The organism is Sphingomonas sp. 2SG, assembly GCF_005503285.1.
Lineage (GTDB): Bacteria > Pseudomonadota > Alphaproteobacteria > Sphingomonadales > Sphingomonadaceae > Sphingomonas > Sphingomonas taxi.
This window is the reverse complement of the sequence record NZ_SCMZ01000006.1, coordinates 46,462-63,414: the sequence shown is the minus strand read 5'-3', so window position 1 is coordinate 63,414 and position 16,953 is coordinate 46,462. Positions and strand designations below refer to the sequence as shown.

Here is a 16,953-nt window from a genome sequence, read left to right as displayed (position 1 = left end):
GTCAACGCAAGCACGCGCCCGCTAAGGCCATGCGCATGACCGCACCCGCCCCCAAATCCTGGATCCTGGGCATCGCGCCCTATGTCCCCGGCCGCGCCACCAGCGAGGATGGCCGCAAGGTCGTCAAACTGTCGTCGAACGAGAATCCGTTCGGCACGCCCGAGCCGGCCCGCGCCGCCTATCGCGACGCCGCCGACCATCTCGAACGCTATCCGGACGCCGCCGCGATCGACCTGCGCGCGGCGCTCGCCGCGCATTACGGCGTCGAGGCGGAGCGGCTGATCTACGGCACCGGCTCGGACGAGGTGCTCCACCTCGCCGCCGGCACCTTCGCCGGGCCGGGCGACGAGATCATCCACGTCCGCTACGGCTTCGCGGTCTACGAGATCGCGACGCGGCGGGTCGGCGCGACCCCGGTCGTGGTGCCCGACCGCGACTATGCGACCGACGTCGACGCGATCCTTGCCGCGGTGACCGAGAAGACCAAGATCGTGTTCGTCGCCAATCCCAACAACCCGACCGGCACCTACAGCACGAAGGACGAGATCGCGCGGCTGCACGCCGGCCTGCCGGAATCGGTGCTGCTGGTGCTCGATCAGGCCTATACCGAATATCTCGACCCCGAGGACGACGACGGCGGGCTGGAGCTGGCGCGGACCGCGTCCAACGTGCTGGTGACGCGCACCTTCTCGAAGATCTTCGGTCTCGCCTCGGAGCGGGTCGGCTGGGGCTATGCCTCGCCCGAGATCATCAACGCGATGCACCGCATCCGCGCGCCCTTCGCGTTCAGCATCGGCGCGCAGGCGGCGGCGATCGCGGCGCTGGGCGATGCCGGCTTCGTCGAGCGCAGCCGCAGCCACAATCGCGAATGGCGCGGCTGGTTCAGCGAACAGGTCGATGCGTTGCCGGGCCTGCGCGCGGTGCCGAGCAAGGCCAATTTCGTGCTGGTGCTGTTCGAGGGGCTGCTGACCGCCGAGGATGCGTACAAGGCGCTGATGACGGCGGGCTATGCGACGCGCTGGCTGCCCGGCCAGGGCCTGCCGCAGGCGTTGCGGATCACGATCGGCACCGAGGCGGAGATGCGCGACGTCGTCGCGGTGCTGCGCGCCGAGACCGGGCGCGCCGGCTGATGCTGCCGTTCGCGCGCGTCACGATCGTCGGGCTCGGGCTGATCGGCTCGTCGGTCGCGCGCGCGGTGCGGCAGGCGATGCCGACGGTGCGGATCACCGGTTACGACGCCGATCCCGAGGTGCGTGCGATCGCGACGCGGATCGAGCTCGCCGACGATATCGCCGACAGCGCGGGCGCGGCGGTGATCGACGCCGATCTCGTCATGCTGTGCGTGCCGGTCGGCGCGATGGGCGCGGTGGCGGCGGAGTTCGCCGACGATCTGCCCGCCGAGGCGATCGTCAGCGACGTCGGCGGCTCGAAGGCGAGCGTGCTCGCGGCATTGCGCGCAGTACTTCCCGAGGCGACCATCGTCCCCGGCCATCCCGTCGCCGGCACCGAGCATAGCGGCCCCGAAGCGGGCTTCGCCACGCTCTTCCGCGGTCGCTGGTGCATCCTGACCCCCGAAGAGGGCACGGCCGAGGCTCCCGTCGCCCGGCTGCGCGCCTTCTGGGAGGCACTCGGCGCGCAGGTCGAGATCATGACGCCGCACCACCACGATCTCGTGCTCGCGGTGACCAGCCATGTGCCGCATCTCATCGCCTATTCGATCGTCGGCACCGCCAGCGACCTCGAGGAGGTGACGCAGAGCGAGGTGATCAAATTCTCGGCGGGCGGCTTCCGCGACTTCACCCGCATCGCCGCCTCCGATCCGGTGATGTGGCGCGACGTCTTCCTCAACAATCGCGAGGCGGTGCTGGAGATCCTCCAGCGGCTGACCGAGGACGTGACGATGCTCCAGCGCGCGATCCGCTGGGGCGACGGCGACCAGTTGTTCGACCTGTTCACGCGTACTCGCGCGATCCGCCGCTCGATCATCGAACAGGGCCAGGACGACGCCAAGCCGGATTTCGGGCGGAGTCATTAAGATCGTCCCGTTTCCCTACCGTTCGCCCTGAGCCTGTCGAAGGGCAGGTGAGACCCACTGCCCTTCGACAGGCTCAGGGCGAACGAGGGGACCGATGGCCCCGCCCCCTCAATGGAAATCGCGTGACGGGGGCATGATGCGCACGTCGCGCGGATGCTGGCCACGCGGGTCGCGGCTGCTGATGGGCTTGGGACGGATCACCTCGTCGACCGGCAGCAGCGGCGTCTCGGCGTTGTAATCCGACGACAGCCGCCGCAGCTCCACGCTGCGATCATAGGCCTTGACCGTCATCAGGTGGATCACGCCTTCCTCGCTGCGCTGGATCACGCCTTCCAGCACGAGCAGCCGCGCCGCCATCACCGCGCGCCGGTTCGCCTCGAAATCGCGCGCCCACATCAGCGCGTTGGTGACGCCGGTCTCGTCCTCGATCGTCACGAAGATCGCATTGCCCTTGCCCGGCCGCTGGCGGACCAGCACGACGCCGGCGATCCGCGCCCGCCGCCCGTCCCTGAGCCGCCCCGCCTGCGCGCTGGAGACGATCCCCTCGGCGGCGAACAGCGGCCGCAGGAAGCGCATCGGATGATCCTTCAGCGACAGCCGCGTCGTCTGGTAATCCGCCGCGACCTCCTCGCTGGCCGGCATCGCGGGGAGTTGCGCATCGACCTCGCGGCCGAGTTCGGGCGCGTCGGCCGCGGCGAACAATGCGAGCTGCTTGGGCGGGGTGCGCCGCACCTCCCACAAGGCATCGCGCCGGCCGAGCGCGATCGAACCGAAGGCATCGGCATCGGCGAGCAGGTCGAGGCCGCGCTTGGGCAGTCCGGCACGCGCCGCCACCGCCTCGACATCGGCGAACGCCCCCGCCGCGCGCGCCGCGACCAGATCCGTCGCCCACGTCTCGCGAAAGCCGTCGATCTGGCGAAAGCCGAGCCGGATCGCGAGCCCGCCATCGTCGAGCGGTTCGAGCGTATTGTCCCAGCCGCTCGCGTTGACGTCGATCGGCCGCACGACGACGTCATGCGCGCGCGCATCCTGCACCAATTGCGCCGGCGCATAGAAACCCATCGGCTGCGAATTGAGGATCGCACAGCCGAACACCGCCGGGTGCAAACATTTGATCCACGACGAGACATAGACCAGCCGCGCGAACGACAGCGCATGGCTCTCGGGAAAGCCGTAGCTGCCGAAGCCCTCGATCTGCTTGTAGCAGCGCATCGCGAAGTCGCGTTCGTAGCCACGGCGGACCATCCCCTCGACCAATTTGGTCTGGAAATCCTCCATGCCGCCGACGTTGCGGAACGTCGCCATCGCGCGGCGAAGCTGGTTCGCCTCGCCCGGCGTGAATTCGGCCGCGACGATCGCGAGTTTCATCGCCTGTTCCTGGAATAGCGGCACGCCATAGGTCTCGCGGAGCAGATTGCGCAGCTCGTCGGGATCGTGCGGCGGATGCGGCGCGGGAAATTCGGGGATCTCCTTGCCCGCCCGGCGACGCAGATAGGGATGGACCATATCGCCCTCGATCGGCCCCGGCCGGACGATCGCCACCTGCACCACCAGATCGTAGAGCTTGCGGGGCTTCAGCCGCGGCAGCATGTTGATCTGCGCGCGGCTCTCGACCTGGAACACGCCGATGCTGTCGCCCTTGCACAGCATGTCGTAGACCGGCGGATCGTCCGGCGGAATGCTGTCGAGATCGTGGCTCTCCAGCCCGTTGTCGCGCATCAGGTCGAACGCCTTGCGGATGCAGGTCAGCATGCCGAGCGCGAGGATGTCGACCTTCATGATCTTCAGTTCGTCGATATCGTCCTTGTCCCATTCGATGAAGGTCCGGTCCGCCATCGCGCCGTGATGGATCGGCACCGTCTCGTCCAATCGCCCCTGCGTCAGCACGTAGCCACCGACGTGCTGCGAGAGATGGCGGGGGAATTTGATCAGCCGGTCGACCGTGTCGCGCAGCCGCGCGATCTCTGGATTGTCGACGGTAAATCCGGTCTCGTTGAGGTGCTTGGATTCGAACCGGTCGGCGAAGCTGCCCCAGACGGTGCTGGTCAGCCGCTGCGTCACGTCCTCGCTCAGGCCCAGCACCTTGCCCGCCTCGCGCACCGCGCTGCGCGGGCGGTAATGGATGACGGTCGCGGCGATCGCCGCGCGGTGCCGGCCATAGCGGCGATAGATATATTGCATAACCTCCTCGCGCCGCTCGTGCTCGAAGTCGATATCGATGTCGGGCGGCTCGTCGCGCTCCGCGGAGACGAAGCGCGAGAAGAGCAGGTCGTAGCGCATCGGATCGACCGAGGTGACGCCGAGCAGCCAGCAGACCGCGGAGTTCGCCGCCGATCCGCGCCCCTGGCACAGGATCGGCGGATCGCATTCCTCGCGCGCGAAGCGGACGATGTCGTGCACCGTGAGGAAGTAGAAAGCATATTGGCGCTCGGCGATCAGCGGCAGTTCCTCGTCGAGCAGCTTTTGCAGACGCGCCGGTATCCCCTTGGGAAAGCGCTTGCGGGCCGCGGCATACGTGATGTGCTCCAGCCACGCCTGTGGCGCCCAGCCCGCCGGCACCGGCTCGTGCGGATATTCATAGGCGAGATCGGTCAGCGTGAAGGCGATGCGGTCGAGGATGCGCCCGCTCTCCGCGACCGCCTGCGGCAGATCGGCGAACAGCCGCGCCATTTCCTCGCCCGATTTCAGATGGCGTTCGCCGTTGGCGGCGAGCCGGCGCCCGGCCGCGCGGATCGTCGTGCCGAGGCGGATGCAGGTGAGCACGTCGTGCAGCGGTCGATCGGCCGGTTCGGCGTACAGCGCGTCGCCGGTGGCGAGCAGCGGCACGCCCATCGCCTGCGCGAGCCGGGCATGCTGCGCCAACCGGCGACGGTCGCGCCCGGCGCGCGGCATCGTCACGCCCAACCAGACCCGATCCGGCGCGGCGCCGGCGAGGCGTCGGATCGTCTCGCCGAGCCCCGCATCGCTGCGTGGCGGTGGCAGCATCGCCCCGTCGCGCGCCTCGTGCGGACGGGCGCTCGATGCGGGAAGCACGATCAGCAGCAGGTCGTCGAGATGCCGCAGCAGGTCGCCGAAGCCGAGGATGCAATCGCCCTTCACCGCACGCAAATTGCCCGTCGTCAGCAGGCGCGTCAGCCGCCCCCAGCCGTGCCGCGTCGTCGGATAGGCGACGATATCGGGCGTACCGTCGGCGAACACCAGCCGCGCGCCGACCACCAGCTTGAAGTCGATATCGGCGAAGCCGCCCTCGATCGCCCGTGCACGGATCAGCCGCAGCGCCTTGTGCGCCCGCACCACCCCGGCGACGGTGTTGCGGTCGGCGATGCCGATGCCGGCATTGCCCAGCGCCACCGCCTGCGCGATCATGTCCTCGCCATGGCTCGCGCCCTCGAGGAACGAGAAATTGGTCGCCGCGACGAGTTCGGCGAATGTGGTCATCGGCGATCGCCGTCCGCCACGCTCACGCGAACAACCCGTGCAGATACCAGCGCGGATGCGCCTGTTCGTCGTGCAGGCCGTGGCGGAAGATCCAGAAGCGGCGGCCGCGGCGATCCTCGACGCGATAGTAATCGCGCGTCGGAATCGCGGCGTCGTGGCGGCGCCACCATTCGCCGGCGATCCGCTCCGGCCCTTCCGACCGCGCCACCTCATGCACCCGCCGCCGCCAGCGGAAGCGATGCGGCGGACCGTCCGGCACCTCGGCCATCACGCTCTCGATCAACTGCGGCGGGTCGAACAGATAGATTGGACGCAGCGGCGGTTCGCCGTCCTCGGTCGCCGGCCACGCGCTCGCCGGCGCGTCGGCGGTGGCGGGCAGCATCAGCTCGGCCTGTTCGGGGATATGACTGTCGCGCGATCCGAAGCGCCGCACCCGGCCGCGGCCGAGCCGGGTCGAGAGCTGGTCGACGAGCTGTGCGACCTGCCCCGCCCCGGCGCCGGTCTCGCGCGCGCTCGCACCGCCCTCCAGCCGCAATTGCGCCGCGTCGAGCCGCTCGGCGAGCGCGACGTCGAGCCGCACCAGGTCGTAACCGAACCCCGGATCGAGCGGATCGGCGAGACTGTCGATCCGCTCGGCGAACAGCCGCATCAGCAAGGCGACGTCGCGCGTCGGCTGACCGGTCTCGACGCGCAGCGACTGGATATGGCCGTCGGCACGGAACAGCCGCGCCTCCCAGCGCCGGCCGCCCTGCTGCCGCTCCGCCAGCGTCGCGGCGGCGTCCGCGGCGAGATCCTCGAGCACCTCCAGAGCATATTCGGTGCGCGCGATCGGCTCGGCGAAGCGGCGTTCGACCGCGACCGGTGCGACGCGCACCCGCGGCTTGACCGGCGCCTTGTGATCGCCCGCCAGCCGACGCACCGCGGTCGCCGCCTCCTCGCCGAAGCGTGCGGCGATCCCCGCCAGCGGCCGCGCCATCACGTCGCCGACCGTCTTGAGCCCGGCACGGGTCAGCGCCACCGTCGCATCCGCATCCAGCTCCAGCGCCGCCACCGGCAGGCGTTTGACCGCGCGGGTCTCGTCGGGCGCCGGCGCGCCGGCATAACGGGCAAGCGCCCGCGCGATCTCGGGCGTGTCGCCGAAGGCATGGCGGGCGAGGATGCCACGCCGCGCCATCCGCGCCTCGGCATCCGCCGCCAGCGCACGCTCGCCGTCGAAGGCATGCGCGCAGCCGGCGATGTCGATCACCAGCGCGTCGGGCGGCATCAGCGCCACCGTCGGGCTGTAGCGCGTGCAGCCATCCGCCAGCCGTTCCAGCCAGTCCATATCGGCATGCGGATCGGCGGGGAACACCTCGAGCTCGGGCACCCGCGCCCGCGCATCCGCGAGGGTCAGCCCCGGCTCCAGCCCGATCCGCGCCGCGGCGAGATCGGTCGCGGTCAGCCGCACGGCATTGCCGACGGTCTCGACGAAGGCGACCGGCGTCTCACCCCGTCCGGCGAACAGGTGCGGCCGGGTGGCGCGCAGCCGCTCGACCGGGAGCCACGGAAAAACCAGCGCCAGATAGCGACGCTCCACGGAAACTCTTGGCATCACGATCCCACTCCACGCGCCAGCGCTGCCCCGCGGGGCCGCCGCGCCGGCGCAGACATTCCACATCGAAGGCGGCGAAGCCCGGCGCGCCCGCGCCCGTGCCCTGGTCGAGCGCGATCGACGGCACCGCCGCCACGCCCCAGCGCGTCGCCGCCGCACTTGCGGTCGGCGCGGCACCGATACGCAGCGACAGGACGGTGACGCCCGACGATTCGGCGGCGAGCATCAACCGCCGCGTCGCGGTGAGATCGAAGCCCGGCGCGCGGCCGACGCTTTCGACCAGCACCGTCCCTAGCCCCGGACAGCGCGCCGCATCCGCCGCAGCGCGCAGCAGCGCCGCCTCGTCCGCGACGATTCCCAGCACCAGCGACTCGGCGGACAGGCCGAGTTCGATCAGCCCGCTGGCATGCAGCCGCCCCTGCGTCCGCTCGCACGCCTCGGTACGCAGCCACAGCAGCGGCACGGCCCGCGCCGCCAGCGCGACGGCGATACCGAAGCCCGCGCCGCTCGGCCCATCGCCCTCCTCGACCGCATAGATTTCATGCAGTTGCGCACCCGTCAGCCCGTGCGCCAGCCAGGCGTCGACCGGCGCCGCGGTACCTTGCGCAGCGCCGTCACCGGCGGCAAGGCGCCGCAAACGGGCGATCAGGGCGGACGAGTCGCTCATATATGTTCTTGTAATGTTCTAATGGCTGAGTCGCCAAGCCGAAATCGTGTTGCTGATTTTGTACGATTGCTGTTGCAGCCCCGGAAAAGCGCTGCTAGTGGCGCGCCTCACCCAAACGGTGGCTCGCAAGAGCAGCCGTTTCAAGGCGCCAGAGCGGGCGTAGCTCAGGGGTAGAGCACAACCTTGCCAAGGTTGGGGTCGAGGGTTCGAATCCCTTCGCCCGCTCCAGTTTCTTCGCTGCATCGTCGTGCAGTCACCTGTCGCGCGGTGATCTGACCATCCGGTCGCGTGCGATCTCCTCTTCTACTAAAGTCTTGTACGGCGTGTGCTGGCCATTCTGCGCTGCGGGCACCTTCCGGCATGATAGCTGCCGTATGCGACAACCCGTTGCTGTCCATACGGACGGACACCGCGTGATATCTCGCGAACTGCGTCGGAAGCTGGGATTCAAGCTTCGATCATCGTCGCGACCGGCATCGCAGCGCTACGCACCGCGTCAGCCGCCCCACGCGCCTATCTGCGTATCGATCGCCCCGGCGATCCGTTCAGCGATGATCTTCTGATCCGCCAACGACGGGTGCGAGTTGCAACCGGTGAAGGACAGGCCATTCACAGGGACGTAGGCGAGCCGCTGCTCGCCGGACGAGCGCAATAGATGGACGACCTTGGCTACTTCCGTCTCGATCTCGCCGTCGGCGAGGTCCGTCGCCCACAGCACGATCAGCGCCTTCGGATTCCGCGCGCGAAGCGACTGCACAAATCTCACATATTTCGCCTCGTAATCCGCATGAAGCGTCGCGCGCGTGGCCCATGTCTCGCCGGTATGAAGCGGCGTGGTGAAGTCGTTGGTACCCAGCGCAACGACGATCACTTGCGGGTGCCATTGGGGCTCGGCCGCGCGCGATCGGCGATCGAACATCGTATAGGGATAGGCGTCGGGCAGCGTATCCGCCGCAAAGCCGTTGTAATTGCGGACGACGCCCCGCCCGGAGATCGCGTTGATCTCGTAATCCGCTCCGTAGCGGCGTGCCAGGAGCGCACCGAAGCCGCTTGACGTGTCGGTGGTTCTCCAGACGTCATCCTGCGTGCACTCGCGCGTGGCTGACGTCACCCCGTAGCCGACCGTATGGGAGTCGCCGATGAATTCGATCTGGCGGGCGCGGCGCCGCGGCGATGTCGCCACCGGGCGCTGGGCAGCGTAGAACGGTCCCAATGCCGTCGGCCCGGCCTGGCTTTCCGAAGCGACCTCGACACGCAGTTCGTGCCGGCCGCGAGGAAGTCCGTCGATACGATACAAACCCGGCGCCGGCCTCACAAGCGTATCGATCATCCGCCCGTCGACGAGGACGTGCAGCCGGACTTCGCCCGGACCGATCTTGAAGAATGCTGCCGCCCCTTCGAAGACGGTCTCGAAATAGCTGCCCGGCCACTTCCGGACGAATTCGTCGCCCTTCCGCTCGACGCGTCCATGAACCTGTACCGGCAAGATCGACAGATGCGCCGGGAGCACCTCGACACGCTCGACCTGACGCGCCGCAGCAAGGCCGATGGGCGCGATCGCCATCGTCAGCGCCGTCGCGATCCCGGTCACCAGCCTGTGCTTCCTCACTTTACTCTCCCGACGTGTCGCCGCTGCCTATCACGGCTTCCGGCCTGCGCCAGAACGCCCCCATGCGATAGGCAGGATCGCCAGACATCGTTCGTGCGCTGCCGAACCGGAAAACCGTCTGTCGAACATGCGGTGATCCCGTCACCGTTTCAGTCGAGACCAAGGTCGCAATAGCTACTTGGGGTCGGCGGGATCAGTGTCGGCCCGATGTGCCCGTCCAGAGCGGCTTCCCGTCTTTCAGGCTCGTGGGACGTTCACCAAGAGGACCCTGCCCAGTGCCATGCCCGCGCCACCTCCTTGTGCTATTCCTCGCGCTGGCGTGTCCGGTGAGCGCCGCGACGGATGCAGACACCGCCGCCATTCCGATATGGCCCAAGGCCGCGCCGGGTTTGGAGCGACGTGCCGCCGAACCCGAGCAACTGGAAGCCGGCGCCTATGTCCATAACGTCCACCTCCCGTCGCTGACGGTTTCCCGCCCCGATGCCCGGCGCGTCAACGGCGCCGCCATCATCGTCGTGCCCGGTGGTGGTCATCGGATGCTCGTCTTCCAGAACGAGGGCATGGTTCCAGCCCGGGCGCTGAACCGCTACGGTATCACGACCTTCGTCCTCAAATACCGGCTCGCGCGCGAAGCCGGCTCCACCTATACGATCGAGGGCGATGCCGTTGCGGATGCCAGGCGCGCGATCCGATGGGTCCGCGCGCACGCCAAAGATTATGGTGTCGACCCGCACAGGATCGGCATCATGGGCTTTTCCGCCGGCGGGGAACTGGTGTCACTGCTCGCCGACAATCCTCAGCCAAGCGCGCCGGCACCGGCCGATGCGGTCGACCGCCAGAGCGGCCGGCCCGATTTCCAGATCCTGATCTATCCCGGACCGCTCGGTATACCGGCACGATCCGCAGCAGGTGCGCCACCCGCCTTCATCGCTGCCGGTACCCTTGATCGCTGCTGCGCGCCGCCGGCGCTCGCGCTCTACACCCAGCTTCGCGAGGCCGGCGTCTCCGCCGAACTCCACATGTTCGCCAGTACGGACCATGGTTTCAACGTCGCCGTGCACAACGATCGTATCTCGATACAGCATTGGCCCGATCGGCTCGCCGACTGGCTGGGCGACGAGGGGTGGTTGAGCGCAAGCCACTGATCGTTCGTGAGGCATCCCTGTCGGCGATCCGTGCCGGAGGGCAATGACGTATTCCCTCGGCGTTTCCGGACGGATCGGCGACCGCTCTCTGCGTGCACGAAATTCCGCCCGAAAGGCCCGCATCATTCCGCGTAAGAGCCGCGGCCCGCGCCGAGCCGCCCTCCCCCGAGCGAGCACGATCCCACCGACGACGGTTTCGTGACACACGAGTGACAAACTTGTTGCAGCGCAAGAAAATCTTTGGTTTACTCCGAATCGTACACAGCACCGGTAGCTAATAGCCTGATTGTTTCGCGTATCGCCGTGAACGCGCACAAGCGTTGCGAGCATTGGAGCGGGATGTCTGGGGTGTCTGCCGCCGACGGGGCGGGGTTCGCAGCATGCTGCGACCAGGGGGACGCTCTTCATGGTAACACGCAGAATGATTCTGACCCGGCTGGGTATGGCCGGGGGATTGGGCGCGACGTTCGGCGCGATGCAGGCATTGGGGCTCGCCGGCACCGCGCAGGCACAGGACATGAGCGACCTCGTACCGACGCTGGGACGCGGGCGGCACGTCGTGGTGCTGGGCGCCGGCATCGCCGGCCTGACCTCCGCCTACGAACTCGAACAGGCCGGTTTCCTCGTCACGTTGCTCGAAGCACGCAAACGGGTCGGCGGACGGGCGTGGACGGTGCGCGACGGCGACAAAATCGAGATGAACGGCGAGGAGACGCAAACCGCCAAATTCTCGGCCGGCGTCTATTTCAACGCCGGACCGGCGCGTATCCCCAGTTTTCACCAGGGACTGCTCGGCTACGCCAAGAAGTTCGGCGTGCCGCTCGAAGTCGAAGTCAATTCCAGCCGCTCCGCCTATGTCATGGCGGACGACGGATCCAAGATCCGCATGCGGACCGCGATCAACGATATGCGCGGACGGATCGCCGAACTGCTCGCGAAGGCGATCCGCAAGGGGTCGCTCGACACCGAACTGACCGCGGTCGACCGCGAGAAGCTGCTGCCGTTCATCAAGGCCTATGGCGACCTCGGCGAGGATGGGTCGTTCGCGGGTACCGAACGCTCCGGCTTCGGCTCGGCGCCGGGCGCGGGCGTTACCTTCGCCTCGCCGTCGACGGCGATGCCGCTCGACCAGCTGCTGGCCAATCAGCGGCTGCCGATGACGCTGTTCGAAGACAATCTCTACATGCAGGCGACGATGTTCGAGCCGGTCGGCGGCATGGACCGGATCCATGCGGCGATGGACAATGCGCTGCGGCGTCCGGCGTTGCGCGGCGCCGAGGTCACGCGCATCCGCCAGCGCAGCGGCGATGTCGAGGTGGTCTATCGCGACACCGCGAGCGGCGCGGTCGAAACGGTCGTGGCGGACTATCTGATCTGCACCATCCCCTTCCCGGTGCTCGCCAAGATCGACACCAACTTCTCGACCAAGCTCAAGACGACGATCGCCAACGTCCAATATGATTATTCGAACAAGGTCGCGTTCGAAAGTCCGCGCTTCTGGGAGCGCGAGCAGATCTACGGCGGCATCTCGTTCGTCGGCGGGCCGACGACGCTGATCTGGTATCCGTCCGCCGGGTTGCACAGCGAACGCGGCATGCTGCTCGGTTGCTATTCCTCCGGGCCGACCGCAGCGGAGTTCCAGAAGCGGCCGATCGCCGAACAGATCGCCTTCTCCCGCGGCGTCATCGACAAGCTCCATCCCGGGCATGGCGCCGATCTGGTCAACGGCCTCGCGGTCAATTGGCACAAGATTCCCTATAGTCTCGGGCCGTGGCCGGACTGGAATGCGGGCAGCGCCAACGGCCGACAGGAAGGCCATATCGACACCGCTGCATTCCGCCTGCTGCAGGCACCGGAGGGGCGGGTCTATTTCGCCAGCGCTGCGCTCAGCCAGACGCCGGGCTGGCAGGAGGGCGGCATCCAGTCGGCGCGGGCGCAGGTGCTTGCGCTTGCCCGCCGCGTGACCGCGGAGGCGCTCGTCACCCCAGCCGGTCGGCGCGCGGCATGACGGTCGTCGCCCCGGCGCCGGCTTTCGCGGCGCTCCACTGTGCGGGCGAGCCCTTCGAGGGTGGACACGATTACCGCGCGACCGCCAGGTAGATGCCGATCCGCGGCATGGCCGCGGCGTTTCCTGACCTCACGACCAAAGCTTTGTTGTGAAAATGCATCACATTCGTCCTGTTTAACTACAGAATTAATCGAACATGACGAATCTGTTGCAAACACCAGATAAATGTAAAAACTGAATGAGTTAGCAAATCGACCGCTAAACATCCCGGAACAACGGTTCCGGGAGCGGGGTAACGCGTGCCTAGATCAAAGATTATCGGGATGAGGATGGCGAGGCTGACCTGAAAACATTTGGGGGCTGACCATGAGTTTCTATATCGGAACGTCACGTGCCGCGATCGCGGCGATGCTCTTCATCGCTCACGCGACGGCGGCGAACGGTCAAACGCTGACCCCGATCGCGACGCCGGTCGAACCGACGCCGTCGCCGCTCGCCGACGGCGAACCGCAACAGGACAATAGCGACATCATCGTCACCGGCACGCGCGCCGGCGGCATCACCGCCGCGGAAAGCGCCGCGCCGATCAAGGTGCTCGATGCCGATGCGCTGAGCCATGTCGGCCAGCCCAACCTCAACCAGGTGCTCACCCAGCTGGTGCCGTCGTTCACCGCGCAGGCGTTCGGCGGCGACACCGCCAATCTCACGCTGTCGGCGCGGCTGCGCGGGCTCAGCCCCAACCACACGTTGGTGCTGGTCAACGGCAAGCGCCGACACGGCACGTCGAACCTCGCCGTGCTCGGCGGCCCGTATCAGGGCGCCGCGACCGCCGACCTCGACCTGATCAGCCCGTCATCGATCAAGCGGATCGAGGTGCTGGAGGACGGTGCCGCCGCGCAATATGGCTCGGATGCGATCGCCGGCGTCATCAACATCATCCTCAAGGACGACAAGGAAGGGGGCGACGGTTATGTCACCGCCGGCAAGAACTACGACGTCGGCGGCGAGACCTATGCCGGCACCTTGCACGTCGCCACCAAGATCGGCGACTCCGGCTACCTCAACATCACCGCCTTCCATCGCTTCCACGACTTCACGCAGATCGGCGGTCTCGATCGCCGCGTCACCGACCGCAACGGCAACCTGCTCACCAGCACCTCCAGCCCGTCGCTGAGCGCGATCCAGCAGCAGCTCTACCCGGGGATGGACCGCTTCCCCTATGTCAACCGCATCAACGGCGACGCCCAATCGCGGCTGACCAACCTGCAATACAACACCGCCTATGATTTCGGCGGCGGCGAGATTTACAGCTTCGGCACCTATTCGAAGCGGATCGCCAGCGCCTATGAGAACGTGCGCGTGCCGACGCGCGTGTCGCGCACCGTTGCCGGGGTGACGACCTATTTCGACCCCGAGGGCGACACGCCGGTCAACGGCTTCAGCCCGCGCGAGAAGATCCGCGAGGACGATATGGCGTTCACCGGCGGCATCCGCGGCATGGTGGACGGCTTCCATTATGATCTGTCGACGACCTTCGGCCAGGACAAGAACGCGATCTACACCGTCGATTCCGCCAATGCCTCGCTCTATGCCGACACCGGCTTCACGCCGACCAGCTTCTACGACGGCTTCTTCAAATCGACCGAATTCACCGTCAACGCCGATATCACGCACGAGATCGACGCCGGCCTCGCCACCCCGATCAACCTCGCCTTCGGCGGGGAATATCGCAAGAACGTCTACCAGATCGGCTCGGGCGATCCGGCGTCGATCTACAAGGAGGGCGGTCAATCCTATCCGGGCTTCCGCCCGTCGGACGCCGGCGTCAACGGACGTGAATCCGCTGCGGCCTATGTCGATATCGCAGCCAATCCGATCGACGGCCTCAAGCTCGACGTCGCCGGCCGCTACGAACATTATTCCGATTTCGGCAGCAAGTTCATCTACAAGGGCACCGGCCGCTACGACTTTTCGCCGGCTTTTGCGCTCCGCGGCACCTTCTCGACGGGGTTCCGCGCACCCACGCTCGCCGAATCCTATTATTCGGCGACCAACGTCTCGCCGACCGCCGCCTTCGTGCAACTGCCCGCCAATTCGGCGGCGGCCAAGCTGATCGGCTTCCAGAACCTCAAGCCGGAGAAATCGACCAATTATTCGCTCGGCACGGTCATCCGTCCCGTCGACCGGCTGACCATCACGCTCGACGCCTATCAGGTGAAGATCCGCGACCGCATCCTGGGTACCGGCTCGATCTACGGCAGCGGCGGTGCGGTCAACTTCCCGATCGTGACCCAGGCGATCATCGCCAACGGCAACGTGCTCGATCCGACCGTCAGCCAGACCGGCATCAACATCTTCACCAACGGCGCCAACACCCGCACCCGTGGCGTCGATCTGGTGGTGAGCTATGCCACTGATTTCGGGGATTACGGCAAGGCGAACTGGACGGTGTCGGGCAATTACAACGAAACGAAGCTCACCCGGCTGATCGCCGCCCCCGCCGCGCTGACCAACCCTGCCACCGGCACGGCCATTCCGCTGTTCGACGCCGGCGCGCAGAGCAACATCGAAACCGCGTCGCCCAAGGTGAAGGTGATCACCTCGGTCCTCTACTCGATCGACAAGTTTTCGGCGACGCTGCGCGGCACGGTCTATGGCAAGAGCTCGGCCAAACTGACCCCCGATGGCGGCACCTATTACGAACAGACGATCGGCACCGCGTTCATCGGCGATATCGAATTGAACTACGACATCACGCCCGATCTGGGCCTGGCGCTGGGTGCCAACAACGTCTTCAACAAGCGGCCGCCGACCGTGCCGCTGGTCCCCGGCACCACCAATGCGACGCTGGTGAACGGTGGCAACGTCCTCGACGCGCCGCTGACCTTCAGCCCCTACGGCATCAACGGCGGCTATTATTACGCGCGCCTCAACGTATCGTTCTGACACGAGGATCATGGGAGAATGGCTTTGAAGACGCGCATCATGGGGGCCGCGCTCGCCGCGGCCGCCCTCCTGACCACACCGGCGACGGCGCAGACCGTCGTCAAACACGCCAGCTCGCCGGCGGGGCTGATCCTGCAATCGGTGACGGTGAAGCCCGGCGCGACCACGCTGTACCTCAGCGGCCAGTTGGCCGCACCGCTCGACCCCACGAAGAAGGTGCCGCCCACCCAACTCAGCATCGCCGACTTCGGTGACACCAGGACGCAAACGTTGAGCGTACTCGCCAAGATCAAGGCGATCCTGGCCGAACATGGCTTTGCGATGCGCGACATCGTCAAGCTCACCGTCTTCGTCGCCGGCGATCCCAAATTGGGTGGCAAAATGGATTTCGCCGGCATGAACGATGGCTTCAAACAATATTTCGGGACCGCGGAGAACCCGACCACCGTCGCGCGCTCGACGATCCAGGTCGCGGCCTTGGCAGGGCCGGCCTATCTCGTCGAAATCGAAGCAACGGCGGCGAAGTGAACACTGCCGCACATGCCGACGCGTGACACGACGACGCCATCCCTCGGCCCGCTTTTTGGGGGTTCGTTCGCCTAGCGGATGAAGTCGAGGAATGCGCGCAGCGGCGGCGGGACGAGGCGGCGGCCGGAATAATAAAGGAAGGGGCCGGAGAAGGGCTGCCACCATTCCTCCAGCACGGGGACGAGCGTGCCCCGGTCGAGGAGCGGGCGCAGCCAGTCCTCGAACAGATGGACGACACCGCTCCCCGCCGCCGCCATGTCGACGATGAGGTCGCTCGCGCCGCCGACGCTGGCGATCAGCGGTCCCTGCGGCTCGATCCGGACGATGTCGCCGTCGCGCTCGAACTCCCATGGGCTGGTCGTCGCACCGCTGCTGAAGCGGCCGCGCAGACAGGCATGGCCGAGCAGGTCGCGCGGATGCGTCGGCCGACCGCGGGCGTCGAGATAGGCGGGGGCGGCGGCGGTCGCGAACCGCTGGATGCGCGGGCCGATCGGCACCGCGATCATATCCTGTTCGAGCCGCTCGTCGTAGCGGATGCCGGCGTCGCAGCCCGAGGCGACCATGTCGACGAAGCCGTCCTCGGCGACGATCTCGACGTGGATGTCGGGATAGGCGGCGAGGAAGCCGGGCAGGATCGCGGGCAGCACCAGCCGCGCCGCGCTGACCGGCACGTTGAGCCGCAGCGTACCGGCCGGACGGTCGCGGAGCAGATGGACCATGTCGAGCGCCGCCGCGACCTCGCCAAGCGCCGGCGTCAGCCGTTCGATCAGCCGCGATCCCGCCTCGGTCGGCGTGACGCTGCGCGTCGTACGGTGGAACAGGCGAACGCCGAGCCGCGCCTCGAGCCGCCGCACCGCCTCGCTCAGCGTCGATGCGCTCGATCCCGTCGCGCGCGCCGCATCGCGAAACCCGCGTGCGCGCGCGACGGCGAGGAACGCGTTGAGGTCGGCGAGATCTGCCATCATCGTTCGGTTTTCCGCACAGCC

General features: G+C 67.4%; 11 protein-coding genes and 1 tRNA gene. 7 read left to right on the top strand and 5 right to left on the bottom strand.

Features of this window, described 5'->3' with window-relative positions; all coding sequences use genetic code 11:
* The first annotated feature begins 35 nt into the window (after positions 1-35).
* Positions 36-1,130: a histidinol-phosphate transaminase gene (gene hisC, locus FFS23_RS04430; protein WP_137897611.1), complete on the top strand. Its 1,095-nt coding sequence runs from the start codon at positions 36-38 to the stop codon at positions 1,128-1,130.
* Positions 1,130-2,035: a prephenate/arogenate dehydrogenase family protein gene (locus FFS23_RS04425; protein ID WP_137897610.1), complete on the top strand. Its 906-nt coding sequence runs from the start codon at positions 1,130-1,132 to the stop codon at positions 2,033-2,035. The genes hisC and FFS23_RS04425 overlap by 1 nt, the downstream gene beginning before the upstream one ends.
* A 108-nt stretch (positions 2,036-2,143) precedes the next feature.
* On the opposite strand, the gene FFS23_RS04420 is transcribed toward FFS23_RS04425, so the two are convergent.
* Genes FFS23_RS04420 through FFS23_RS04410 form a run of 3 tightly spaced genes read right to left on the bottom strand, consistent with a single transcriptional unit; the run spans position 2,144 to position 7,731 of the window.
* Positions 2,144-5,473, bottom strand: coding sequence for an error-prone DNA polymerase (locus FFS23_RS04420; RefSeq protein ID WP_137897609.1), 3,330 nt, complete (start codon positions 5,471-5,473; stop codon positions 2,144-2,146).
* A 22-nt stretch (positions 5,474-5,495) separates the two neighbouring features.
* Positions 5,496-7,049 carry a Y-family DNA polymerase gene (locus FFS23_RS04415; protein ID WP_137897608.1) on the bottom strand — a complete coding sequence of 518 codons (1,554 nt, stop codon included), beginning with the start codon at positions 7,047-7,049 and terminating at the stop codon, positions 5,496-5,498.
* A complete protein-coding gene (locus FFS23_RS04410; RefSeq protein WP_137897607.1) occupies positions 6,958-7,731 on the bottom strand; it encodes a hypothetical protein in 774 nt (257 codons plus the stop codon). Before FFS23_RS04410 ends, FFS23_RS04415 begins: the two co-directional genes overlap by 92 nt.
* Before the next feature lie 153 nt (positions 7,732-7,884).
* Between FFS23_RS04410 and FFS23_RS04405 the strand changes: the two genes are divergently transcribed.
* Positions 7,885-7,959 (top strand) — tRNA-Gly (locus tag FFS23_RS04405).
* 268 nt (positions 7,960-8,227) lie between these two features.
* Here FFS23_RS04405 and FFS23_RS04400 read toward each other — a convergent pair.
* Positions 8,228-9,322 carry an SGNH/GDSL hydrolase family protein gene (locus tag FFS23_RS04400; RefSeq protein WP_249340518.1) on the bottom strand — a complete coding sequence of 365 codons (1,095 nt, stop codon included), beginning with the start codon at positions 9,320-9,322 and terminating at the stop codon, positions 8,228-8,230.
* A gap of 344 nt (positions 9,323-9,666) precedes the next feature.
* Here FFS23_RS04400 and FFS23_RS04395 point away from each other — a divergent pair, with 344 nt between their 5' ends.
* From FFS23_RS04395 to FFS23_RS04380, 4 genes are all read left to right on the top strand, one after another.
* The gene (locus FFS23_RS04395) at positions 9,667-10,485 is read left to right on the top strand and encodes an alpha/beta hydrolase (RefSeq protein ID WP_249340517.1); all 819 of its coding nucleotides are present in this window, start codon (positions 9,667-9,669) and stop codon (positions 10,483-10,485) included.
* A 421-nt stretch (positions 10,486-10,906) separates the two neighbouring features.
* Positions 10,907-12,493: a flavin monoamine oxidase family protein gene (locus FFS23_RS04390; protein ID WP_212742906.1), complete on the top strand. Its 1,587-nt coding sequence runs from the start codon at positions 10,907-10,909 to the stop codon at positions 12,491-12,493.
* Between the two features lie 366 nt (positions 12,494-12,859).
* Complete coding sequence (locus tag FFS23_RS04385) at positions 12,860-15,439, top strand: TonB-dependent receptor plug domain-containing protein (RefSeq protein WP_249340516.1); 2,580 nt, start codon at positions 12,860-12,862, stop codon at positions 15,437-15,439.
* 18 nt (positions 15,440-15,457) lie between these two features.
* The gene (locus tag FFS23_RS04380; protein ID WP_137897605.1) at positions 15,458-15,967 is read left to right on the top strand and encodes a RidA family protein; all 510 of its coding nucleotides are present in this window, start codon (positions 15,458-15,460) and stop codon (positions 15,965-15,967) included.
* A gap of 71 nt (positions 15,968-16,038) precedes the next feature.
* Here the strand turns inward: FFS23_RS04380 and FFS23_RS04375 are convergent, their stop codons facing one another.
* The gene (locus FFS23_RS04375; RefSeq protein WP_137897604.1) at positions 16,039-16,932 is read right to left on the bottom strand and encodes a LysR family transcriptional regulator; all 894 of its coding nucleotides are present in this window, start codon (positions 16,930-16,932) and stop codon (positions 16,039-16,041) included.
* Between the last annotated feature and the right edge of the window lie 21 nt (positions 16,933-16,953).

Coding starts and splice junctions, on each gene's coding strand:
- hisC (WP_137897611.1), top strand. CDS start 36: ATGACCGCACCCGCCCCCAAATCCTGGATCCTGGGCATCGCGCCCTAT.
- FFS23_RS04425 (WP_137897610.1), top strand. CDS start 1,130: ATGCTGCCGTTCGCGCGCGTCACGATCGTCGGGCTCGGGCTGATCGGC.
- FFS23_RS04420 (WP_137897609.1), bottom strand. CDS start 5,473: ATGACCACATTCGCCGAACTCGTCGCGGCGACCAATTTCTCGTTCCTC.
- FFS23_RS04410 (WP_137897607.1), bottom strand. CDS start 7,731: ATGAGCGACTCGTCCGCCCTGATCGCCCGTTTGCGGCGCCTTGCCGCC.
- FFS23_RS04390 (WP_212742906.1), top strand. CDS start 10,907: ATGATTCTGACCCGGCTGGGTATGGCCGGGGGATTGGGCGCGACGTTC.
- FFS23_RS04385 (WP_249340516.1), top strand. CDS start 12,860: ATGAGTTTCTATATCGGAACGTCACGTGCCGCGATCGCGGCGATGCTC.
- FFS23_RS04380 (WP_137897605.1), top strand. CDS start 15,458: ATGGCTTTGAAGACGCGCATCATGGGGGCCGCGCTCGCCGCGGCCGCC.
- FFS23_RS04375 (WP_137897604.1), bottom strand. CDS start 16,932: ATGATGGCAGATCTCGCCGACCTCAACGCGTTCCTCGCCGTCGCGCGC.